Annotated in this window: 21 protein-coding genes; 13 read left to right on the forward strand and 8 right to left on the reverse strand. The window is 42.6% G+C overall.

What is annotated here, in order from left to right; translation table 11 throughout:
* The first annotated feature begins 83 nt into the window (after positions 1 to 83).
* Positions 84 to 881 carry a recombination regulator RecX gene (gene recX, locus LC091_RS17330; RefSeq protein ID WP_226683284.1) on the forward strand — a complete coding sequence of 266 codons (798 nt, stop codon included), beginning with the start codon at positions 84 to 86 and terminating at the stop codon, positions 879 to 881.
* A 185-nt stretch (positions 882 to 1,066) separates the two neighbouring features.
* On the opposite strand, the gene LC091_RS17335 is transcribed toward recX, so the two are convergent.
* Entirely contained in the window at positions 1,067 to 1,726 is a 660-nt protein-coding gene (locus LC091_RS17335) for an SDR family NAD(P)-dependent oxidoreductase (protein WP_226683285.1), read from the reverse strand.
* Positions 1,727 to 1,810: 84 nt separating this feature from the next.
* Here LC091_RS17335 and LC091_RS17340 point away from each other — a divergent pair, with 84 nt between their 5' ends.
* Entirely contained in the window at positions 1,811 to 2,155 is a 345-nt protein-coding gene (locus tag LC091_RS17340; RefSeq protein WP_319003683.1) for a YfhH family protein, read from the forward strand.
* A gap of 23 nt (positions 2,156 to 2,178) precedes the next feature.
* Here the strand turns inward: LC091_RS17340 and LC091_RS17345 are convergent, their stop codons facing one another.
* Both LC091_RS17345 and LC091_RS17350 read right to left on the reverse strand, forming a co-directional pair.
* Positions 2,179 to 2,349, reverse strand: coding sequence for a YpzG family protein (locus LC091_RS17345; protein ID WP_226683286.1), 171 nt, complete (start codon positions 2,347 to 2,349; stop codon positions 2,179 to 2,181).
* Positions 2,350 to 2,430: 81 nt separating this feature from the next.
* A complete protein-coding gene (locus LC091_RS17350) occupies positions 2,431 to 2,595 on the reverse strand; it encodes a small, acid-soluble spore protein K (protein ID WP_010198995.1) in 165 nt (54 codons plus the stop codon).
* A gap of 154 nt (positions 2,596 to 2,749) precedes the next feature.
* On the opposite strand from LC091_RS17350, the gene LC091_RS17355 reads away from it, so the two are divergent.
* Positions 2,750 to 3,019 (forward strand): YfhJ family protein, encoded by a 270-nt coding sequence (locus tag LC091_RS17355; RefSeq protein ID WP_226683287.1) that lies wholly within the window; start codon positions 2,750 to 2,752, stop codon positions 3,017 to 3,019.
* Positions 3,020 to 3,052: 33 nt separating this feature from the next.
* On the opposite strand, the gene LC091_RS17360 is transcribed toward LC091_RS17355, so the two are convergent.
* Positions 3,053 to 4,039 (reverse strand): metal-dependent hydrolase, encoded by a 987-nt coding sequence (locus LC091_RS17360; RefSeq protein WP_226683288.1) that lies wholly within the window; start codon positions 4,037 to 4,039, stop codon positions 3,053 to 3,055.
* Between the two features lie 85 nt (positions 4,040 to 4,124).
* On the opposite strand from LC091_RS17360, the gene LC091_RS17365 reads away from it, so the two are divergent.
* Together LC091_RS17365 and mutY are read left to right on the forward strand one after the other, a co-directional pair.
* The gene (locus LC091_RS17365; RefSeq protein WP_226683289.1) at positions 4,125 to 4,442 is read left to right on the forward strand and encodes a hypothetical protein; all 318 of its coding nucleotides are present in this window, start codon (positions 4,125 to 4,127) and stop codon (positions 4,440 to 4,442) included.
* A gap of 16 nt (positions 4,443 to 4,458) precedes the next feature.
* The gene (gene mutY / locus LC091_RS17370; RefSeq protein ID WP_226683290.1) at positions 4,459 to 5,565 is read left to right on the forward strand and encodes an A/G-specific adenine glycosylase; all 1,107 of its coding nucleotides are present in this window, start codon (positions 4,459 to 4,461) and stop codon (positions 5,563 to 5,565) included.
* Between the two features lie 43 nt (positions 5,566 to 5,608).
* On the opposite strand, the gene LC091_RS17375 is transcribed toward mutY, so the two are convergent.
* Positions 5,609 to 5,833, reverse strand: a complete 225-nt coding sequence (locus LC091_RS17375; protein WP_226683291.1) for a hypothetical protein — start codon at positions 5,831 to 5,833, stop codon at positions 5,609 to 5,611.
* Between the two features lie 111 nt (positions 5,834 to 5,944).
* Between LC091_RS17375 and fabL the strand changes: the two genes are divergently transcribed.
* The 5 genes from fabL (at position 5,945) to LC091_RS17400 (ending at position 10,293) form a co-directional block, all read left to right on the forward strand.
* Complete coding sequence (fabL, locus tag LC091_RS17380; protein ID WP_226683292.1) at positions 5,945 to 6,694, forward strand: enoyl-[acyl-carrier-protein] reductase FabL; 750 nt, start codon at positions 5,945 to 5,947, stop codon at positions 6,692 to 6,694.
* A gap of 83 nt (positions 6,695 to 6,777) precedes the next feature.
* On the forward strand, positions 6,778 to 6,978 hold the full coding sequence (locus LC091_RS17385; RefSeq protein WP_226683293.1) for a gamma-type small acid-soluble spore protein: 201 nt from the start codon (positions 6,778 to 6,780) through the stop codon (positions 6,976 to 6,978).
* A 301-nt stretch (positions 6,979 to 7,279) separates the two neighbouring features.
* A complete protein-coding gene (locus tag LC091_RS17390) occupies positions 7,280 to 7,531 on the forward strand; it encodes a YgaB family protein (RefSeq protein ID WP_226683314.1) in 252 nt (83 codons plus the stop codon).
* A gap of 169 nt (positions 7,532 to 7,700) precedes the next feature.
* Positions 7,701 to 8,231, forward strand: a complete 531-nt coding sequence (gene ntdP / locus LC091_RS17395) for a nucleoside tri-diphosphate phosphatase (RefSeq protein WP_010199009.1) — start codon at positions 7,701 to 7,703, stop codon at positions 8,229 to 8,231.
* A gap of 316 nt (positions 8,232 to 8,547) precedes the next feature.
* Entirely contained in the window at positions 8,548 to 10,293 is a 1,746-nt protein-coding gene (locus tag LC091_RS17400) for an ABC transporter ATP-binding protein (RefSeq protein WP_319003684.1), read from the forward strand.
* A gap of 272 nt (positions 10,294 to 10,565) precedes the next feature.
* Here LC091_RS17400 and LC091_RS17405 read toward each other — a convergent pair whose 3' ends face one another.
* From LC091_RS17405 to LC091_RS17415, 3 genes are all read right to left on the reverse strand, one after another.
* Positions 10,566 to 11,663, reverse strand: a complete 1,098-nt coding sequence (locus tag LC091_RS17405) for an FUSC family protein (protein WP_226683294.1) — start codon at positions 11,661 to 11,663, stop codon at positions 10,566 to 10,568.
* A gap of 418 nt (positions 11,664 to 12,081) precedes the next feature.
* Entirely contained in the window at positions 12,082 to 16,551 is a 4,470-nt protein-coding gene (locus tag LC091_RS17410; protein ID WP_226683295.1) for a glutamate synthase-related protein, read from the reverse strand.
* A gap of 356 nt (positions 16,552 to 16,907) precedes the next feature.
* Positions 16,908 to 18,203, reverse strand: a complete 1,296-nt coding sequence (locus LC091_RS17415) for a glutamate-1-semialdehyde 2,1-aminomutase (RefSeq protein ID WP_226683296.1) — start codon at positions 18,201 to 18,203, stop codon at positions 16,908 to 16,910.
* A gap of 351 nt (positions 18,204 to 18,554) precedes the next feature.
* Here LC091_RS17415 and LC091_RS17420 point away from each other — a divergent pair, with 351 nt between their 5' ends.
* The 3 genes from LC091_RS17420 to LC091_RS17430 are packed head-to-tail and all read left to right on the forward strand — an operon-like array spanning position 18,555 to position 21,183.
* On the forward strand, positions 18,555 to 19,610 hold the full coding sequence (locus LC091_RS17420) for an ABC transporter ATP-binding protein (RefSeq protein WP_226683297.1): 1,056 nt from the start codon (positions 18,555 to 18,557) through the stop codon (positions 19,608 to 19,610).
* Positions 19,603 to 20,394 (forward strand): ABC transporter permease, encoded by a 792-nt coding sequence (locus LC091_RS17425; RefSeq protein ID WP_226683298.1) that lies wholly within the window; start codon positions 19,603 to 19,605, stop codon positions 20,392 to 20,394. The genes LC091_RS17420 and LC091_RS17425 overlap by 8 nt, the downstream gene beginning before the upstream one ends.
* Positions 20,395 to 20,397: 3 nt before the next feature.
* Positions 20,398 to 21,183, forward strand: coding sequence for an ABC transporter permease (locus LC091_RS17430; RefSeq protein ID WP_226683299.1), 786 nt, complete (start codon positions 20,398 to 20,400; stop codon positions 21,181 to 21,183).
* The last annotated feature ends 86 nt before the right edge of the window (positions 21,184 to 21,269 follow it).

Raw genomic sequence — 21,269 nt, forward strand, 5'->3', positions numbered from 1 at the left:
CTTACATACTATATTAGTTCTTTTCCCTAATTATCCTTTATTTAATACGAAGCAATGTGCTAAGAAACGGAGTGAGAGCCGAAATGGGTAAAATAACAAAAATATCGGTACAGCAAAAAAATAAAGAAAGATTCAATATTTTCCTGGATGAGGATTATGCGTTTGCTGTGTTTGAAGCGACACTATTGAAGTTCCAGTTAGTAAAAGGCAAGGAACTAGATGATCTGGATATAGAAGAAATCCTCTACAGCGACCAAATCAATAAAGCATATAATGCTGCTGTCCACTATCTTTCGTTTCGAATGAGGACGGAAAAAGAAATTGAAGATTATTTGAAAGAAAAAGAATATGAACCGTTTATTACTAAAGAAATTGTCGTAAGACTGAAGGAGCAGGGCTATTTGAATGACAGGGAATTCACAAAAGCTTATGTAAGGACTCAGGTGAACACGACCTTGAAAGGACGGGGCATCATTGAGAAGGAATTGCTTGAAAAGGGTGTAAACAAAGATATTATTGGGGAAGTGCTTGAAGCAGAATACAGTCAGGAAACAGAGCTTGAACATGCGATAAAGCTTGTCTTGAAGTATGCACCCAAATATAAAAAAGACTCCTTTAAGATCATGATACAAAAAGTGGAGCAAGCATTAGTGAGGAAGGGGTACGCTTTTTCCATTATCCAAATTGCGGTGGATGAGGCGGAACTTGAGGAAGACACATCAGAAGAGTGGGATGCAATCACGAAACAGGCAGAAAAATACCACCGAAAGTACGCGAAGCTTGAGGGGTACGAATATAAAATGAAAATGAAGGGCGCCTTGTATAGAAAAGGGTTTGGAATGGACTTGATTGACCGCTGGCTCGAGGAGAACGAACTTTAATAAAAGGGTGAAAGCAACAAAATGGTAGAACATTCTCTGATAAGTGTACAAGGTCGCTCGGGAAATGTAGAAGCTAATCCGGGAAATGTAGAAGGTCCATTCAATATGGTAGAACAATTAAAATTTGAGGTAGAAGTATGAAAAAACCGTCTGGAACAAACCTCGTCCAAACGGCAGCCATCAAATCATATCTGTATCTCCAACTTGTCATCCTGAGCAACAATCATCTCCGCAACTTCTCTGGGAGATTTCAACCTAGATTTGTCCTTAATATGATTAGTCTCATCCCAAAATGGCGTGTCCATTCCGCCCATATAGGTTGCGATGACATGGACCTTTCCTTCTAATTCCTTTTGAAGGCTTTCTGTAAAGCCGCGGACTGCGAACTTGCTTGCAACATATACACTTTCATTGACTTTCCCTTTTTGCCCGGCTGTGGAGATGATATTCATAATTTTTGCATCACCTCTCTTCAACAAATGAGGAAGCAGTTCCTTCGTCAAAAAGATCGTACCAAGAACGTTTGTTTGAATCGCTGTCTCAATCTCATCAAATCCCAACTCTATTAAAGGGCCGAAGCATCCTGCACCTGCATTGTTCAATAAATAGTCAACAGTATGCTCGGAGGTAATTTTGCCTACAGTATTCTTAACATCTGCTTCATTGCTTATATCCATCTGGTAGGCGAAGGCCTGTGCTCCCAGAGATTGAACCTCTTCTTTTACTGCCTCCAAAGGTTCTAACCTTCTGCCAGTTAATATAATCGTGTGACCCTTTTTAGCGTATGAAAGTGCCAATTCCTTGCCGAGCCCTGTACCAGCCCCAGTAATTAGTATTGATCTCATGTAAATCACCTTTTCATAATAGCTTTTTGTAATGGAAGAATCGTGCTATTCTTAATTTATATAGATTTTTTAGGGGGAAAGCAAGTGGAACAGGAAAAGCGCTACAGTCAAATGACACCACATGAATTGCATCAAGAAATCGCGACACTTAAAGAAAGGGCGCGAAAGGCCGAGCAACTCGGTATTGTCAATGAATTCGCCGTATTAGAACGCAAGATCACAATGGCCAAAGCTTATATGCTAGATCCAGATGACTTTAAATCAGGAGATGTATATGAAATAGAAGGTGATCCAGGCGTTCATTTTAAAATCACATATATGAACGGAGTTTTTGCATGGGGATATAGAGTGCACGGCGGTACCACCAGCAAGGAAGAAGAAGGATTGCCAATATCCATGCTAATGAACGAAAAAAGCAAAGAAGCGTGAGGCCTCTTTGCTTTTTTGCTCTTTTAAGATCTTTTTCTTGTTTGCACTTCTAAGACCTGGATATTCTGAGCTTGTTGCGTTTCACCGTTTACTTGACGGAACGAGTGCTTGGAATGTGCATTTGGCTGCGGAAACGGATGGTCATTTAACGTAAAAGGATTACTGCGTGATGGCTTGTGATTTTGTTTTGCCATGATAACAACCTCCTATTAGTTAGGGTAACTTCGAAGTTCTTAGCGAAGGCTAAAAACACGAAAAAACCTTATTTACAAAGTTTAGAATGTATCTTCTTCTCTGGCACCAGAAGCACGCATTCGCTCCTGTGGATGCGTATTAATCGTTCCATTAGCACGCTTTGAAGCATATTCAGACTTTGCACGACCTTCCCCTTCAAACTTGTTGTCGTTAGGGTTTGGAAAGTTTCTCGCTTTGTTCCTCATGCGACTCGCCTCCTCGGTAAATGGATGCTGGAACCATCAGTGAAATAATCAATGAAAGGTCAACCCAACATCTATCTTTAATATTGGATTTTAGAAGTGATTATATGTAATGATAAGCATAGTGAAATAAAACCAAAATGAACGGAGTGTTAAGATGGAACAATATTTTGAACGATTGGCAGAACGACTGATGGAAAAGAATCCTGCCTTAACATATGATAAGGCGAGAACTTGGGTAGAGCTTTTGTGGGAAGATTTTGAGAGTTCCTATGCAAAGGCAGGATATGAATATAAGGGTAAGGACATGACAGAGAGAATGGTCATACAAATCATTGACCGACATGGAGATAGACTTCACGAATTCTTTTCGAATAATCCCAAATACAAGCATCTCTTGAATGCGGATGATCATTTGACCCATTAAAAAACCGCTCGGCCCATCGTTTGGGCGAGCGGTTTAGTCTATATTTGGGATGATTTCTAGTTTTGTTCGCAACTTTTCCTCGCTGAAAATCCATCCTGTGTAGGAGCTTATAATATTCAAGTCGTGGTCCAGTTGTACGATTGCTACAAATGGATAATAATCTTTGCTTCGGTACCTCAGATCAATGAATCGAACCTCATAATGGTCATCGTATTCTTCCATCTCCCATCGATATACAGGGGAGAAGGAGAGAAAGGCAGAAACATTGTCGTCGAATTTTGCCGCTTCAATAATCGCGTTTTCCGGTAACGGTACTTTTTCAAAAGTATCGTGGATGAAAATCTGATACTTGACCGCTCGAGCCACGTAAAAGTTATCTTTAGTGGTGATGGCAAGATGCCATTGATTCCAATATAGTGTCGGTGAAATCAATGTCTGCTTCACACTTGGGATGATTTCCCGCACTTGTTGCAACACTTTTTGCTGCATTCGATATCGCAACACATAATAGGCAATCAATATTCCATATATCGCTAAAAATGTGTATCCTGGGTGAAATCCAGCTCCCCATAGGACAAGTCCGGCGATATGAAATCCAAATATGACTGGGTCAAACGTATTAATAATCCCGAGTGCCACCCATCTTTTTGTAAAAGGACGGAGCGCCTGTGTCCCATAAGCGTTGAAAATGTCGACAAAAACATGAAGGATTACCGCTATAAATGTCCAAATCCATAAGTAAAGAAAATTAGCTTCTGGAATGAACAAATAAATGGCCGGTGCTATTAATAATGGCCAGAGGCACACTGCCGGAATAGAATGGGTGATTCCACGGTGATTTCTTATATATGTCGCATTATTTCTGAATTTTAGAATGGTATCCGTGTCAGGAGCCTGTGAACCAATTATTGTTCCAAGCATGATAGCTGTTGCTGTTTCAGGGTGACTTGCAATAAATGGATCAATGGTAGCCATCGATCCTAGTGCAATCCCCATTACAACATGTGTTCCAGTATCCAATGGTCGGCCTCCTTCCGGTTTTTTCGGCGAAACGGATGCTTAACTCTTTTCTATTTAGTCTGATGCAAAAGGAGTGTTTTCAAACATGATAACAAAACAGTTGCATATTTTCATTCAATATCCTATAAAGGAAACAGTGACTCTTCAATACGAAGAAACGATGCAGCGGGTTCTGCATGCAATGAATCAAATGGGGGCAAATGATTATCACTGGACAATAGCCAGTTCCGAAAAAGGAGCAACCTATTATCGTGAATCTTTTTTCCTTCCAACTGAATCACATTATTTTGCCATGAAAGCATTGCGAGGTTCCCAAGAGAGCAATGTTTTTCATGAACTGTCCCAATATATTGATACAGAAGCCGGCGCGGTTGAATATATCGGCTTGAAAATATCAAGCTAAAACATGGAGGTTTATTTTGAAAAAAGAAAGTACCCATCACGAACGACTAGATGACTTTGATATATATGGTTTTCAAGATGATTTAATTACTTGGTTTGAACGGGAGCAACGAGATCTGCCATGGCGTAAGGATCAGGATCCCTATAAAGTATGGGTATCAGAAATCATGCTCCAGCAGACGAAAGTGGACACAGTTATCCCCTATTTTAATTCCTTTATTGAACAATTCCCAAACATCCAAAGCTTGGCCGAAGCGGAAGAGGATAGGGTCCTAAAGGCATGGGAAGGTCTTGGCTACTATTCTCGTGCCCGGAATTTGCAAAGTGCGGTAAGAGAGGTTCATGAAAGCTATGGAGGAATTGTGCCGAATACACCTAAGGAGATCTCCACTTTAAAAGGAGTGGGTCCTTATACTACAGGAGCCATCCTTAGTATCGCTTATGGTGTCCCTGAACCTGCCGTCGACGGAAATGTCATGCGCGTATTATCCCGGATCCTTTTGATTCAAGATGATATTGCCAAGCCCAAGACTCGGAAAATTTTTGAAGAGGTCATTCGGGATCTAATTTCAAAAAAGAACCCGTCTTTTTTCAATCAAGGTTTGATGGAACTCGGTGCAATGGTCTGCACACCAACTTCACCTTCCTGTTTGTTATGTCCGGTTCGTGAGCATTGCCGTGCTTTTGCAGAAGGAGTTCAACGAGAACTTCCTGTGAAAACAAAAAAGAAGTCAACGAAGAAGGTAGCACTTGTGGCAGGTATTTTTAAAGATAAAGATGGTCGCTTTTTGATCCATCGGAGACCAAATGAAGGTTTGTTGGCAAACTTGTGGGAGTTCCCTAATTTTGTGAAAGTGGATGAGCTTGGAACGGCGAAGCAGCAGTTACAGCAATTTATGAATACGGAATATGGGTTGAACGTGGCACCTGGGGATTATGTATGCGATATTAAGCATGTTTTCTCCCATTTAGTGTGGGATGTGAATGTGTATGTGGGAAGTTGGGATGGAGAACTTCTTGAAGAAAGTAATCTTGTCGCGGTTACAGCAGAGGAAATGAAAGAGTTTGCCTTTCCTGTCTCTCATCAAAACATGTGGAAGGAATATCTTAAAACTGTAGAGTGAAAAAATGGAGGATCAACCTTTGTCGGTTGATCCTTTTTCGTATTCAGTCGTAACTAATTCTAGTACCGTGTGTCCAATCTGCTTCATGACGCTGAAAACCGCCACGTGCTTCAATTTCCTTTACAATCTCTCTGTGAATGCTCTGACCCTCGGCATTTAAATAAGGGACCATTTGTTGCAAGGAATGGTGAAAATAAGCTAGTTCGCTGTCTTTCCATTCTGTTTTGGAATGCATGGATAATTCGGTCATGTCACGTCCGACGTACATAGCATTCTGCCTCCTTTTTGGCAATGTCTATGCTGTTATTGTTTGATGATTCAATAAGGCTTATACTGAAAGATATTATATATAGTTTCCATACATAAAGGAGTAGAGAAAATGACAAATAAAGTGGCATTAGTAACAGGAAGCAGCCGTGGAATCGGAAAGAAAATAGCGTTGGAGCTGGCTAAGGACGGTTACAACATTGTCATCAACTACAATCGCAGTAAAACAGCTGCGCAGGAAACAGCAGCCGAAATAGAAGCACTCGGTGTGAAGGCACTGACAGTGAAGGCCAATGTCGGCCAACCTGAAAAGATCAAAGAAATGTTTGTGAAAATTGATGAAGAATTTGGCAGACTTGATCTCTTGGTGAGTAACGCAGCTTCAGGTGTGCTGCGACATGTGATGGAATTGGAGGAATCTCATTGGGATTGGACGATGAATATCAACTCCAAGGCGTTGTTGTTTTTAGCGCAGGAAGCTGCAAAAAGAATGGAGAAGGTCGGCGGAGGTAAAATTGTCAGCATCAGTTCCTTAGGCTCTATCCGTTATTTGAAAAATTACACCACTGTTGGAGTATCTAAGGCTGCCATAGAAGCTTTGACTCGTTATCTAGCTGTAGAGCTTGCTGATAAGAATATTGTCGTAAATGCAGTTTCCGGAGGAGCGGTGGATACAGATGCATTAAAGCACTTCCCAAATAGAGAAGAGTTGCTTGAAGATGCAAAGAATAATACACCTGCAGGACGTATGGTAGAGCCTGATGACCTCGTGAATACGGTCCTATTCTTACTATCTGACCAATCAAGCATGATTCGAGGACAGACAATTATCGTGGATGGAGGAAGGTCTTTACTCGTCTAAAATATACAGAAAATATTTTTTAATTTTTTTGTCATAGTTTTCTTCCGAAATGGTTATCTTAAATTTCGTGGAGGTGATAAACAATGGCAAACAACAACCAACAAAACCAAGCTAAAACAGCTTCTGGTACAAGCATTCAACACGTGAAACAACAAAATGCTCAACAAAACCAACAACAACAATACGGTGCTGAGTATGCGAGCGAAACTAGCGCGCAACACGTGAAACAACAAAACGCTCAATCCGCAGCGAAAAAGAACCAACAAAACCAACAACAACAATAATTAAGCAATATCACGAAGCACTCCTTATCAAACCGATAGGGAGTGCTTCTTCGTTGTGGAGGACGAAATTCCTTGTGGGGTCTGACCCCTTTTCGTTCGTCATATTTAGACAAATTCTTCTGGAGGAACTAGCCTTCGACGCTAGGGGTGATTTTCCTGTGGGGGTCTGACCCCTTTTTAAAATTTTTTTCACTCGACAAAACTTCCCTCTGCTCAACATATGTAGTCAAAGGGATTGGGGGGCAGGGGCAGAATGTTATGAGTAGAGGGTATGGTATTTGGTAAGGAGGAGAATTATGTGATGGATAGGTTTGATGTGGCGGTGGCAGAGCAGTTGAAGACGATGGATAGGCTTTTGTTGCTTCAAGGGGAGATTGAACGAAACGAAAAGGTAATAGAGCAGTTGGAACAGTTGAAGGAAGAAAGGGAAAAGATAAAAAAATTAAAAGAAGATATAGCAAAAATGAAAGAGGAATTGGCTGAAATCCAATCAATTTTTGAAATGCAAACAGAAGAAGCAATTAAATCGTTTCACTTGCAGGAGTCAATCTAAACGATTATTTTAAGATAAAAACAGAGTATAATTAGAACGGTGGAGCTATCTTCTTTTCATAAAGATGGCTCTTTTGTTTTAAAATCTCACGGGAACCGTTATAATAGTAGAAAATGGTTTGCTTTTAGCTGAGAAGTGCGGGCATAAAATAGAAAGAAGGGGAAGAGGAATGGGTTGTCCCAAAGAAGGTGAAACAATACAAATACATAGCTATAAGCACAATGGTCACATTCATAGAGTATGGGATGAAACGACTGTGCTTAAGGGGACGCAAAACCTGGTTATTGGTGGAAACGACAAAACCATTGTGACAGAATCGGACGGTAGGACCTGGGTCACAAGAGAACCAGCAATTTGTTATTTTCATGGAAAGCATTGGTTCAATATCATCGGCATGATCAGAGAAGATGGAGTGTACTATTATTGCAACATCAGTTCACCCTTTATAGCGGATGATGAAGCGTTGAAATACATAGATTATGACTTAGACATAAAAGTGTTCCCGGATATGACGTTTATTTTGTTGGATGAAGATGAGTACGAGAAACACCGTAAAGAGATGAACTATCCAGAGGTAATCGATAAAATCTTAAAGAGTAATGTTCAAACGTTGATCTCATGGATCAGACAGCGAAAAGGACCGTTTGCTCCGGACTTTATTGATTTATGGTATGAGCGTTACCTCACCTACCGAGGATAGTCCCATACAAAAGGCAACTGGTAACTTGATATGCCAGGCCTTTTTTGTTTTATGGCGAGTTAAAGCACCATTAATCAATGAATGTTCTCTAGCTGTTGATTGGAGCACAGGGCGAAGACTCCTGAGGGAAATAGCGGTAGCTTGAGACCCCCTAACGAAGTGAGGGAGGCTCAAGCACCGCCCCTAGGAAAGCGAAGCCCAGTTGAAGCCCAGTGCGGAAATCAACAGCGGCGTATTTAAGAAATACATACATGTTTCAAATTGAAAAGCAGAAGCTAAATAGAAAGTTAGCAGTCATCATTTGGGAGGAAGTCAATTGGATAGTATAAAACGGTACATGCAATTTGTGAAACCATATCGGTGGCAAATTGTCGGTACCATACTTATAGGAATGCTGAAGTTCGGATTGCCATTATTAATTCCTTTATTATTAAAATACGTAGTAGATGACATATTGCTTGTAGACGGGCGCTCAGCAGAAGAGAAAACGAACGAGCTTCTCATGATCATGGGCGCAATCTTTGTGACCTTTTTGGTGTTAAGGCCGCCGATCGAATACTACAGACAATATTTTGCACAGTGGACAGGCAGTAAGGTCCTATATGATTTAAGGGACAAATTGTTCGACCATATTCAAAGGCTGAGCCTGCGTTTTTATGCGAACAACCGGGCAGGGGAAGTTATTTCAAGGGTCATTCATGACGTGGAACAGACCAAGAATTTTGTCATAACTGGTTTGATGAACTTCTGGCTCGACCTTGCGACCATCTTAATTGTCATCATCATTATGTTCCAAGTCGATATCACGTTGACGCTTGTATCCATCATGCTGTTCCCGTTCTATGGATTCTCAATTAAGTATTTTTACAGTCGTCTGCGTCACCTCACAAGGGTACGTTCACAGGCACTTGCAGAGGTTCAAGGTCATTTGCATGAGCGAGTTCAAGGAATGCCTGTCATTCAAAGTATGGCGATTGAGGACTACGAGCAGGAGCAGTTTAAAAAACAGAACACGAATTTCCTGCAAAAGGCATTGGATCATACTAGCTGGAATGCAAAAACCTTTGCAGTAGTGAATACCATTACAGATATTGCGCCGCTTCTAGTAATCGGCTACGCGGGCTATCAAGTTATCAATCAGGGGCTGACGGTAGGGGAGATGGTCATGTTTGTAGCCTATATTGACCGCCTTTATAACCCTTTGCGCCGCTTGATCAACTCGTCTACAACATTGACGCAATCCATTGCATCTATGGACCGAGTGTTTGAATTTGTGGATGAGAAATATGATATTACAGATAAGCCAAATGCTGTGGAATGTATGACCGCACGCGGTGAAGTCAGCTTTGAAAATGTTTCTTTTCAATATGAAAAAAATGAAGAGTATGTTTTAAAGAAATTGTCGTTGCATGTCCGGGAGGGTGAAACCATTGCCCTTGTAGGGATGAGCGGTGGCGGAAAGTCGACCTTGGTAAGCTTGCTGCCACGATTCTATGATGTGACAGAAGGTAAAATCAAGCTTGATGGAGTGGACATTCGTGATGTCACCGTTCAATCGTTGCGAAAGCAAATCGGGATTGTACTGCAGGACAGCATTTTGTTCAGTGATACCGTTCGTGAAAATATTGCGCTTGGAAAACCGGATGCAACGATGGATGAGATTATTGAAGCGGCCAAAGCGGCCAATGCCCATGAATTCATCTCGAACTTGCCGGAGGGTTACGAAACGAAAGTGGGAGAGCGAGGTGTGAAACTTTCTGGTGGTCAGAAGCAGCGTGTGGCCATTGCACGAGTATTCTTGAAAAATCCGCCAATCCTTGTAATGGATGAAGCAACATCTGCGCTGGATCTTGAGAGTGAACATCTTATTCAGGAGTCGCTGGAACGTTTGGCGGCCAACCGGACAACCTTTGTCGTCGCTCACCGATTATCAACCATTACCCATGCGAGCCGTATCGTACTGCTTGAGCACGGTGAGATTGTGGAAGTAGGTCCTCATGAGGAATTAATGAGGAAAAAAGGTCACTATTATAATTTGTTTACGATACAAGAGATAAGTTGATTTTGTAAGCCAACCTTTAGCGGAAGGAACTTTCTGTTTCTTCTGCTAGGGTTTTTTATTTTTCGAGGAAGTTTTGGTGTACTTGCGGGATTTGCAGGGGGGTGTCTGCCGCAGTTAGGGGTTCTACCATTTAGTGGCGACCTTATACCACTTTAGTGGTATTGTTCGACCGTTTAGAGCCTACCTTCTACATTTCCCAAGCCACCTTCGACAATTATGCAATTTTTCCATAAAAAAAACCTCCCCGCTTTCAACAAAAGCAGGAAAGTGTCCTATTCTTCTTCATTTGCTCCAATTTCAAACTCATTATCATCCACATGGTATTTTTGGAAGCTGTCAATCAACTTATCTAAATGCTCCAATTGGTCGCTGTAATCAATAATCTTCGAAACAAGCGGGAACAAATGGTACCAGACCTCGACGTCACCTTCGTATTCACACCAATTATCTTTATGGACCATAAATTCGTCTATGAATTGCTGCTTATTAAAGCGTTCCTCTTCATACATTTCTGAAGTGTTATGCTGCTTTATTTTCCCGACGAATTTTAACAAGATCTGTTCGTGCAGGTTAACCAAGTGGTCCAGCTCTGCCTTTATGTAGTGCTGATACTCTACCGGCATATGGTGAAGTTCGTTCTCGAGACGGTGAAGCATTTTTAATGTAAACAATGCCCGGTTACTTGTAACAATCAACTGTCTGAAAATAACAAGCTTACGTGCTTTAGAACTTGAATTTTTCAAGGTAGGAAAGTAAGTTCTCTCTTCTTTATATAGCATGAAAAGTTGTTCAAGTTTTAACACTCGTTGATGCAACATCTCGATGTCCGTTTTTAAAAGATGATGTTCCGTACCGTGACGCATGTTGATGCGGATCCACTTTATAATGTCTTCTGTCGTTAATTTTACCTTGTAATACAGTCTTGTTTCATATTTAGGTGGTAAGAAGATCAAGTTAACTAGAAATGCACAAAGGATACCAATCATGACGGTCGAGAAACGTACGAGCGCAAACTCAAAAAAGTTCTCCCCTGGATTTTCCATGATCGCGATAACGGTCACTAGTGCAAGTGGTATAGTGTTTTCAATTTTCAACTTTAAGTTAATTCCAATGACAAAGATGGCAGTCAAACCAATGATGAACGGGTCATGTCCGAATAGTAAAGAGAAGATGATGGCTAAGATTGCCCCAATCAGGTTTGCCTGAACGTGCTCGATAATGGATTGATATGATTTATAGATGGATGGTTGGATAGCAAAGATCGCTGCGATTCCTGCAAAGAAGGGCGTGGGGACATTGAGCCACTGTGCCACAAACAGTGCTAGGGTTATCGCGATACCGGTCTTGACTATACGGGCACCAAGTTTCATTTTAAAATAAGTCCTTTCTTGTCTTTCCGAATTTTATAGCCTATTCTTTCAAAAGTTAAACACTTAATAGTATATGTCGACAGCGTGGTATTCATGTTATTCGATAATGTACTATACACGGTTTCCTTATGTAGCGCAAGGGGAAATTTGACAGAAAAAAGCCCGCAAATTGAAGTTTGCAGGACATTTTAATTTTAGAATTCGCTCTTACTTTGTTGATTTCCGTTTCAGGCGCTTCGCTTGCCTGCGGGCGGTCCGTGAGCCTCCTCGGCTTCGCCTGTGGGGTCTCACCTGTCCCTTCCTCCCGCGGGCGTCTGCGCGCCTTTCACTGCAATCAACAATGTTACTACAACTTACTAAGCTTTTTTCTAGAAAAAAGCCCGCAAATTGAAGTTTGCGGGCTGGTTGAATTAAGAGATCATTCTGTGGAAACTGCTGGGTCGGCCTGTTCTTTGACAGGGTTGACTTGCAGGAAGTAGTCTGCAGGGTTCTCGAGCATTTGCTTGACTTCTGCTGCTTCTTCTAGTTGGTGCTGATCTAGCAGTGATTGATGATAGATGGAAAGTAGCTCCACAACATCCTTCAGGCCAGCTGCATTAAGTGGTTCGATATTCACTTTTGCACCTTTAGCGATACGGCGTTGAAGTGCTTCTTTTGTCAATCCCATTTCCGGCTGGTGACGAAGGTAGACTGCTCCACCTGTCATCCCTGCGCAGATCCATGGGCCAGGGTCGCCAAGGACAAGGCCACGGCCATTTGTCATGTACTCAAACGCAAAGCCTTTAATGTTGGCGTTAACTCCAAGGTTACCATGTTCAACAGCTGGGATAGGAGTGGTAACTTTCCCGCCGATGATCATATCAGCTCCGGATAGACGGATACCTGCACGGGCGTCAGCGTTCCCTTGGACGACAAGCGCGCCTTTTTGTGCGCCGTAGCCAAAACCTTTTCCGACAGAACCGTTATAGAACTTGCCGTCTTTACCTTTATATTTAAAGACGAAGATGCTGCCGCCAAATGCGGTTTTACCGATACCGTCTTGTGCGCCACCCTCAACCTTGATGTTGATGCCGGTGGAGTTGTAAGCGCCAAGTCCGTTTCCTGGGATGGATCCTTTGTTATAGCGAAGCTCTACTTCAGGTAACTCCAGGTATGATCCATCCAAACGTCCGCGTACACGGTGGCAGGATACACGGCTGCCAAGGACACGTTGCTCTGCAGTTACCGCATCAAATTGACGGGATTCATGCAGGTCGCTTTCTTGGTAATCTAGATATTCGGCACCAGCTGCAACAAGAAGCTTTTCTTTTTCCATACTTGCCGCCACTTCTTTTTGTGCAAGTTGTGGTACGTCTAACGTATGAAGCAAGTTGGAAAGATCCAGCGATTCCAATCCGCGCGTCTGCTCGAGAAGGTCAGATCGGCCGACGATTTCCTGAAGGTTATCAAAGCCCAGAGACGCTGTTAATGCTTTCAGTTCGTCACCAAAAGCAGTGAACAGGTTCATCAAGCCTTGTACGGCAAGATCTGATTGTCTAGGAACAAAGCGACGAAGACCGTGGTCTTTCGCTTGTGCTTCAGATTCGATTTGTGTTGCAATTCCAACGTGACATGTATCTAGGTGACAACCGCGGCATGTTGTACAACCGATGGCGATCATGGAAAGAGTTCCGAAACCAATACGGTTCGCCCCTAAGAGCATGACCTTCATGCAATCCAATGCACTCTTGATTCCGCCGTCCGCCCAAATTTCCACTTTGTTGCGGAGACCGGATTCAATCAATGCGTTATGTGCAGCTTTTACACCAATTTCAACTGGTAAGCCTACATATTGAAGGGCATGGATTCTCGCTGCCCCTGTCCCGCCGTCAAAACCACTGATTGTAATGATGTCGGCACCAGCTTTGGCTATTCCGACTGCAATTGTTCCGATGTTTGGAACAACCGGTACTTTCACGGCAACTTTCGCCTGATCGTTGGCTGTTTTCAGCTCGGCAATCATTTGCGCCAAGTCTTCAATAGAGTAAATGTCATGGTTGTTGGATGGAGAGATTAAATCCGATCCAATCGTTGCATTACGTGCTTCGGCGATTTTTGCTGTAACTTTAGATCCCGGTAGATGTCCACCTTCACCAGGCTTCGCTCCTTGACCAATCTTAATTTCTAATAGGTTGGAGGAGTTAAGAAGCTCTGCATTTACTCCAAAACGTCCTGATGCAACTTGCTGCCCTCGCGTTTTTGGATATTTTCCAAGCATATCTTTGATTTCGCCGCCCTCACCGTTCAGGCTGACCATGTTCAGTTTATCTGCTGCTTCGGCGTAAGCTCGGAACGCAATCTCATTCTGAGAACCAAAGGACATGGATGCAATGACGAATGGCAAGTCATGTGCCCCAACCCCGATATTCACCTTTTCTTTTGCAGGTTGTTTGCTTGAAACTCTTAAGTCAGTTAAATGACGAATGGTAATAGGGTTTTTCGTTTCTTGCTCATCCAGTTTTTCACGATAGTCATCGTATGTTCCGTTCTTGGCCACGTCTCCGATTGCTTTCCAGATACGAGGGAAGAGGTGGAACGACTTGCCTGGACGTGCTTTCTCATCTTCAAAGTCCACTGCGCGTTCAGCAGCATCTTCTTTAAGTTTTGTAAAATTAAAGCCAAGTTTATCAGAGCCAAGGAAATTGACTATTCCAAGTGCATCTTCAACCTCTTTATGAAGGCCGATTGCCGAGAATAAGCGACCGTAGCCTCTTAATTCATGAATTCCAATAGTTGAAATGACTTTTTCCATTCCTTTAGTCAGTGCTCCAAAAAGGTTCACAACAGGCTTTGTTGTCTCATCACTAACTGTTCCAAATAGTAGGTATGGACTGATGGCATTTGCGCCAAGACCGATTGCTACCATCACATCATGAAGGGAGCGGATGGCACCGGAACGAAGCAATAGTGCGCATTTGCGGCGGTATTGGTGTTGAACCAACTCTTCATTAATGGCTGCTGTCACAAGATGCGGATCCAACCAAAGCTGGCCATCCTTGTGTGCTTGGGCATCATCAATAATCAATAAGGTTTTACCGTCTTTTACGGCTTCCACTGCTTCTGCTTTCAAACGGTCTAATGCAGAGATGATGTCTTCATCAGATCCACAGGTAGCATTCACGTAATATGTCAGTCCTTGTGTGTGGAACTGGTTTACTACTTGGTCGTAAGATGGCTGCCCTAGTTCTGCGGCGCAATCCATGCCAACCTGGCCTTCTACTAATAATGGAGAAAGAAGTTCCATTGTGTAGCCATTCGGCACTTCGTCTTCTTTTTGCAGGGCTGGACGGGCGCCAAGAACCGTTCTTGTGGAAAAATGTTCTGTCTCACGGTCACGGTCGATTGCCGGATTCGTTACAACCGCTACGCTTTCTTTTATAAAATCAGCGATATTGTTGCGGCCTGGATTCATGGCTGCAAGCGGCACGTCATGACCAAGGGAACGGATTGGTTCTGCCCCTTTTTCCGCCATCTGTTCAATCAACTGGATGTGCTCACGGTCCCAACCGAAAGCTGCATAATGACCATTATGAACTTTTGCAAGAGGAGCAGTAGATACATAGGTATCAAGTTTCGGTGCATTCAGACGTTCAGCGAATCCTTTTATAGCAAACTTTGCGTTCATACGCTGATAGATTTCTTCTTGATAGGCATGATAGTCATACACTTTAATTGTATCGCCATCCCATTTCAACCCAACTTTTTCACCAGGAGAGAAAGGCTTTGGCTCTGCTGTGTATTCTGTTGTCGGAATGATCCCTGGTTCTGATGAAAAATAATACGAAGTTTCTGTTTGCAACATCCAAACCGGACGCAAGCCAAGGGCATCTAGACTGAATACTGCTTCATCTTTGTTACGAGAAATGATCCCTGCAGGTCCTTGGGCAAAATGCCCCCAAGTTTCACGTACATATGTGTATAGGTCCTGTAAATGAGCAGGATAGCTCTTAATTTCATTAACAATCGGTGGAAAGACGATATCAAGTGCTTCAAAAAGTGTGAAGCCATCGCGTGAAATCAACGTATCGATTGTTCTGTTCAAGTCCTGAGAATCACTTCCGCCATTTGTCAATGGCACGCCGACCATCGTCGCTTCGTCACGAAGTTTTGCAATTGTATTGATCTCACCGTTATGGCCTAGGACGCTAAATGGTTGCACGCGAAAAAAGTTTGAAAGCGTATTAGTAGAATAACGGTTATGACCAAGTGTCATCGTAGACGCAACAAGCGGGTTAGCCAGGTCATGATAGAATTTTGGCAAAATATCGCCTGCACCCATTACTTTATAGACAGCATGGTAGTTCGATAGGGAGGCAACATGTACGTCATCATTTTTTTCAATCTCAATGGCAGCATGGAACAATTGCGCTTGCGTGCAATCTTCTTTTTCTGAAACTAGAGCAATCTGCCAGAACACGGGATCTTGGATGATAGCAATTGGACCCAATGCTTCAGAAGAAGTAACAGTATCAGAAGCAAAAACTAGTTTAAGAGATTCTTTTTCTAAAATACTCGTAATCTCGCTTTTCACTTGGTCTACATCAACATGGTGATTGATGAAGAAGTGACCGACTACAAAATCTTCACGATCTACAAGGGAAGTTTCCTCGCCGACTTTCTCGAGTTTTTCTTTCCAAAGTGCACGGGGGATATCGATATGAATGCCGACACCGTCGCCTTCACCGTTAATGAAACCGGCACGGTGGTTCATTTTGACTAGAGCATCTATACAGTCGTCGATATTTTTCTTTGTTGGGATTTTTTTCTTTTCAATAGCGGATACAATACCACATGCATCGTGTTCTGCGTTGTGAAAATCTTTAAATGTACTTGGACTCCAATTTTTCATATGGATTGGCTATTAACTAGGGATATAAGTGGGGACCCTAACTAGCCATTCACCTCCTGTGGTTTGATAGTTTGATAAGAATAACCTGTGCAGTTAAATAGTAGTAGCTATACGTTCTGCGTGAGGTAAGCTCAGCGGTTTTCTTATAAATAGGTAAAAAGTGAGGAAAAATAAATAAGGGAATTTTCAGACTTTAAATTATATACTAACATTTCAAACAATAAAAATCAATTTTTTATGCAAAAAGTTGAAGAGGTCATACAATTGGAGGGGGAGAAAAAGTGTTTATTTGTAAGCGTTTTCAAGTGTTGTTATAGAAAAAGACAGCGCATCTGTGTACACGCTGTCTTGTATATTTATGCATTCGCTAATTCTTTGAATGCGTGTTCAACTGCATCTAGTGTCACTCTTACATCTTCTTCGGTATGTTCGGTTGTTACAAACCAAGCTTCGTATTTGGATGGCGCAAGGTTGATGCCTTGATGAAGCATAAGTTTGAAGAATTTTGCAAACTGCTCGCCGTCTGTGTTTTCCGCCTGTTCGTAGTTGACTACCGTTTCGTCTGTAAAGTAGATGGTTAGTGCTCCTTTAAGGCGGTTGATGGTAATGGTGATTCCGTACTTTTCTGCTCTTTCGAGTATACCTTCTTCTAGCAAGCGGCCGATATGATCGAGGTGCTCATACACTCCCTGTTTTTGAAGTACTTCCAAGCATGCAATTCCGGATAGTATGGATGCCGGGTTACCTGCCATCGTTCCTGCTTGATATGCTGGGCCTAGTGGCGCAACCTTCTCCATGATCTCCGCGCGGCCGCCGTATGCACCAATCGGTAGTCCACCGCCGATGATTTTTCCGAGCGCAGTCAGGTCAGGTGTAATTCCAAGCATGTCTTGCGCACCACCATACATAAAGCGGAATGCTGTGATAACTTCATCATAGATAACTAGAGCGCCAGCTTGATGGCTGATGTCGTTAACAGCTTGAAGGAAGCCAGGTTTTGGTTCAACGATTCCAAAGTTACCGACGATTGGCTCCACAAGTACGCCAGCAATCTGGTCTCCCCATTTTTCCATCGCTTCACGGAATGGCTCAATATCGTTAAAAGGAACCGTGATGACTTCATTGGCAATGCTCTTTGGTACTCCTGCGGAATCAGGTGTTCCAAGTGTTGCCGGACCAGATCCTGCTGCAACAAGAACAAGATCCGAATGTCCGTGATAGCAGCCGGCAAACTTGATGATTTTGTCGCGACCTGTGTAAGCGCGTGCCACACGAATGGTTGTCATTACGGCTTCTGTACCGGAATTGACGAAACGAACTTTGTCCATTCCAGGCATCGCTTCTTTAAGCATTTTCGCGAATCTCACTTCATGGGGAGTAGGAGTTCCGTATAGGATCCCGGTTTGTGCCGCTTTTGTTATAGCTTCTGTTATATGTGGATGGGCATGACCGGTGATGATCGGGCCGTATGCTGCCAAGTAGTCGATGTATTTGTTGCCGTCCACATCCCAGAAATAAGCTCCTTCCGCGCGTTCCATTACTACCGGTGCACCGCCGCCAACCGCTTTATAGGAACGTGACGGGCTGTTCACGCCGCCGACGATATGTTGCAGGGCTTCTTCATGTATTTGTTGTGATTTAGAAAAGTTCATATTTAATTGAATCCTCCTGGTTCATTTGTTTGGTAAAAGAAATGATACGTTATTTTATCATGAAAGGTGTGGTGATGTAATGGAGAATGGTTAGTGAAGTCATCGTAGAGACCTAACGATGCCAAAAAAGGAAGGAAGCGAGGAATTCTGTCATCTCTTAATCCCTACCACCTACAGTTACAGCAGCCCATAGTTTTTTAACCCCACATTTCGCCCTCAATAAGCAATCAAGCAATTCCCAAAGCTTCCCGTTTGAGTGTTACCCCTCACTTGTAATACACTAGTCTTTATGAGCTTTTTTCAAAAAAGTAATCTTCAAATGTTCATTTATATAGAAAGGAAGTAACCTAGATGCATAATGTCATAGAAGTAGATGCACTTCGCAAAGAGTTTAAAGCATATTCTAGTCGTTCTGGTTTAAAAGGAGCATTCCGCGACCTTTTTACAAGAAACTATAAAATAGTGCCAGCCGTCAACGATGTTTCTTTTACCATCAAGCAAGGAGAAATGGTTGGGTATATTGGGGAGAACGGTGCAGGAAAGTCGACCACCATTAAAATGCTGACTGGGATTCTTACCCCGACAGCCGGAACTGTCCGTGTTAATGGCATGAACCCTCATAAAGAAAGGGAAGAGTTTGTTCGTTCCATCGGTGTTGTGTTCGGTCAGCGCTCCCAGCTATGGTGGGACATTGCGGTTCAAGAATCTTTCCGTCTGCTGAAAAAAGTATATAAGGTCTCAGATGAGGACTATAACGAGCATATGGACCATGTCATTAAAACGCTAGATATCGGCCATCTCCTAGACAAGCCGGTACGAAAGCTTTCGCTTGGTCAACGTATGCGTTGTGAACTGGCCGCGGCGCTCATTCACAATCCGCCACTGCTTTTCTTGGACGAGCCGACAATCGGCTTGGATGTGTTAGTAAAGCTAAAAATTCGTCAGTTCTTAAAAGAGATTAACGAAAAATATAAAACAACCATCCTACTAACTACACATGACATGGCAGATATTGAAGCGCTTTGTGAACGAGTGGTCATGTTAGATGAAGGAAAAGTCATTTATGATGGTTCTCTTCAAAAACTTCGTAACAACTGGGGAGAAGGCAAGCAAATTCGATTCCAGTTCGCTCAAAACGTGACAGAAGAACAACTAACGCCGCTGACACCAGATCTTGAAGTACTCTGGAAAAATGAAGGGAAAGAGACGATTTGGAGCGCGGTGGTTTCGAAAGAGGAAGAGGAAATTTCTGAACTTATCGGCAGGGTAGTAGGTCAATTTGCCATCACTGACCTGACCATTCAAGAGATTTCTACAGAGGAAATAATCCGCAATATCTATGATAAGGGGATGGTTGCCGGCACGGATCCAACCTCCGAAAAGCAGCCGGTGTTGAATCATGGATAAATATATTGAAATGATACGCATCCGCTTTTTGATGATGCTGGCGTATCGAACGAACTATTACTCTGGTATTTTGATCTATAGCATTAATATAGGTGCCTATTATTTTCTTTGGCAAGCAATTTATAGTGGAAAAGAAGATATCCAAGGCATCTCCACCATCCAAATGACAACCTATGTCGCTGTCGCTTGGATGGCCCGGGCATTTTATTTTAATAATATTGACCGTGAAATCGCACAGGAGATAAAAGAAGGTAAGGTTGCCGTCGAATTGATAAGGCCGTATAACTACCTTGGCATGAAAACAATGCAGGGTCTTGGAGAGGGGATTTTCCGCCTGGCATTTTTCTCAGTACCAGGAATGGTCATTGTGGCACTCGTCTTTCCGTTAGAGTTCTCCGCAAACTTTGCCACATGGGGGCTTTTCGGTATCTCCATCATCTTTAGTTTTATCGTGAACACCCAGATAAATTTACTAACTGGAATCATGACGTTCTTTCTATTTAATAATGATGGGTTGATCCGTGCCAAGCGTGTCGTCATTGATCTGTTTTCCGGGTTGCTGTTGCCAATCAGCTTTTACCCATTATGGGCACAAGATATTATGAGTTTCCTGCCGTTCCAGGCTATCAGTTATATTCCGAGTATGATCTTTACTGAAGGAATAACAGGAAATGCGGTATTTCAAGCCTTGTTCATGCAGGTGATCTGGGTATTTATTCTTATTATACCAATTCAATTGCTATGGAATTTGGCGAAAAAACAACTAGTCGTGCAAGGAGGGTGAGGAATGTTTTATGTTTCGATGTTTTTTCAATACATTGGCCAATATATAAAAACACGGTTCCAATACAGGGCTGACCTAGTGGTAGAAATCCTCTCCGACTTGTTGTTTCAGGCAGTCAATCTGGTGTTTATCGTGGTTGTCTTCGGCCATACGCAATTTTTGAGCGGTTGGAGCAGGGAAGAAATTATCTTCATTTATGGGTTCTTTTTAGTCCCATTTGCACTGTTTTCCGCGTTCTTTAACATTTGGGACTTTAATGAAAGATATATTGTAAAAGGAGAAATGGACCGCATTTTGACAAGGCCGATCCATAGTCTGTTTCAAGTGGTGCTTGAGCGGATGGAGCTTGAGTCATTATTTGGGGTGTTTACAGGAGCAGCTATCATGATTTATGCAGGTAGCCTACTCGATCTAACTTTTGCTTGGTACGATTATTTTCTATTAATAATCTTTGTGCTGGGTGGAGCCCTTGTCTATGCGGGAATCTTCATCTTGCTTGCAAGCATCGGTTTCTGGTCAGATGCAAGAACATCGATCATGCCAATGATGTACAATATCGGAAACTATGGAAGGTACCCTGTTGATATATACAACAATGTTATTCGATTTGTCTTAACATGGATACTTCCATTTGCCTTTGTCGGAGTTTACCCGTCTGCATACTTCCTCGGCAGGTCCGAGTGGTATGGTTACGCATTTATGACTCCGTTTATCGGTGTTGCATTTTTTATTCTGGCAGTATTCGTCTGGAATGTCGGAGTGACGAAATATAGAGGTGCAGGGAATTAGAAATAGTGGATTGAAGCGAGTGCCTGCAGCGAAAAGGAACGATTAAACTTTATACCAACAAAAAAGCATACCTGTTCTTCCGGCGC

The sequence above is a fragment of the Sutcliffiella horikoshii genome (assembly GCF_020524325.1).
Classification (GTDB): Bacteria; Bacillota; Bacilli; order Bacillales; family Bacillaceae_I; genus Sutcliffiella_A; species Sutcliffiella_A horikoshii_D.

What these genes read in the sequence shown, in the direction of transcription:
- recX (WP_226683284.1), top strand. Translation starts at nt 84, where the DNA reads ATGGGTAAAATAACAAAAATATCGGTACAGCAAAAAAATAAAGAAAGA.
- LC091_RS17335 (WP_226683285.1), bottom strand. Translation starts at nt 1,726, where the DNA reads ATGAGATCAATACTAATTACTGGGGCTGGTACAGGGCTCGGCAAGGAA.
- LC091_RS17345 (WP_226683286.1), bottom strand. Translation starts at nt 2,349, where the DNA reads ATGGCAAAACAAAATCACAAGCCATCACGCAGTAATCCTTTTACGTTA.
- LC091_RS17350 (WP_010198995.1), bottom strand. Translation starts at nt 2,595, where the DNA reads ATGAGGAACAAAGCGAGAAACTTTCCAAACCCTAACGACAACAAGTTT.
- LC091_RS17355 (WP_226683287.1), top strand. Translation starts at nt 2,750, where the DNA reads ATGGAACAATATTTTGAACGATTGGCAGAACGACTGATGGAAAAGAAT.
- LC091_RS17365 (WP_226683289.1), top strand. Translation starts at nt 4,125, where the DNA reads ATGATAACAAAACAGTTGCATATTTTCATTCAATATCCTATAAAGGAA.
- LC091_RS17375 (WP_226683291.1), bottom strand. Translation starts at nt 5,833, where the DNA reads ATGTACGTCGGACGTGACATGACCGAATTATCCATGCATTCCAAAACA.
- fabL (WP_226683292.1), top strand. Translation starts at nt 5,945, where the DNA reads ATGACAAATAAAGTGGCATTAGTAACAGGAAGCAGCCGTGGAATCGGA.
- LC091_RS17385 (WP_226683293.1), top strand. Translation starts at nt 6,778, where the DNA reads ATGGCAAACAACAACCAACAAAACCAAGCTAAAACAGCTTCTGGTACA.
- LC091_RS17390 (WP_226683314.1), top strand. Translation starts at nt 7,280, where the DNA reads ATGGATAGGTTTGATGTGGCGGTGGCAGAGCAGTTGAAGACGATGGAT.
- ntdP (WP_010199009.1), top strand. Translation starts at nt 7,701, where the DNA reads ATGGGTTGTCCCAAAGAAGGTGAAACAATACAAATACATAGCTATAAG.
- LC091_RS17405 (WP_226683294.1), bottom strand. Translation starts at nt 11,663, where the DNA reads ATGAAACTTGGTGCCCGTATAGTCAAGACCGGTATCGCGATAACCCTA.
- LC091_RS17410 (WP_226683295.1), bottom strand. Translation starts at nt 16,551, where the DNA reads ATGAAAAATTGGAGTCCAAGTACATTTAAAGATTTTCACAACGCAGAA.
- LC091_RS17415 (WP_226683296.1), bottom strand. Translation starts at nt 18,203, where the DNA reads ATGAACTTTTCTAAATCACAACAAATACATGAAGAAGCCCTGCAACAT.
- LC091_RS17420 (WP_226683297.1), top strand. Translation starts at nt 18,555, where the DNA reads ATGCATAATGTCATAGAAGTAGATGCACTTCGCAAAGAGTTTAAAGCA.
- LC091_RS17425 (WP_226683298.1), top strand. Translation starts at nt 19,603, where the DNA reads ATGGATAAATATATTGAAATGATACGCATCCGCTTTTTGATGATGCTG.
- LC091_RS17430 (WP_226683299.1), top strand. Translation starts at nt 20,398, where the DNA reads ATGTTTTATGTTTCGATGTTTTTTCAATACATTGGCCAATATATAAAA.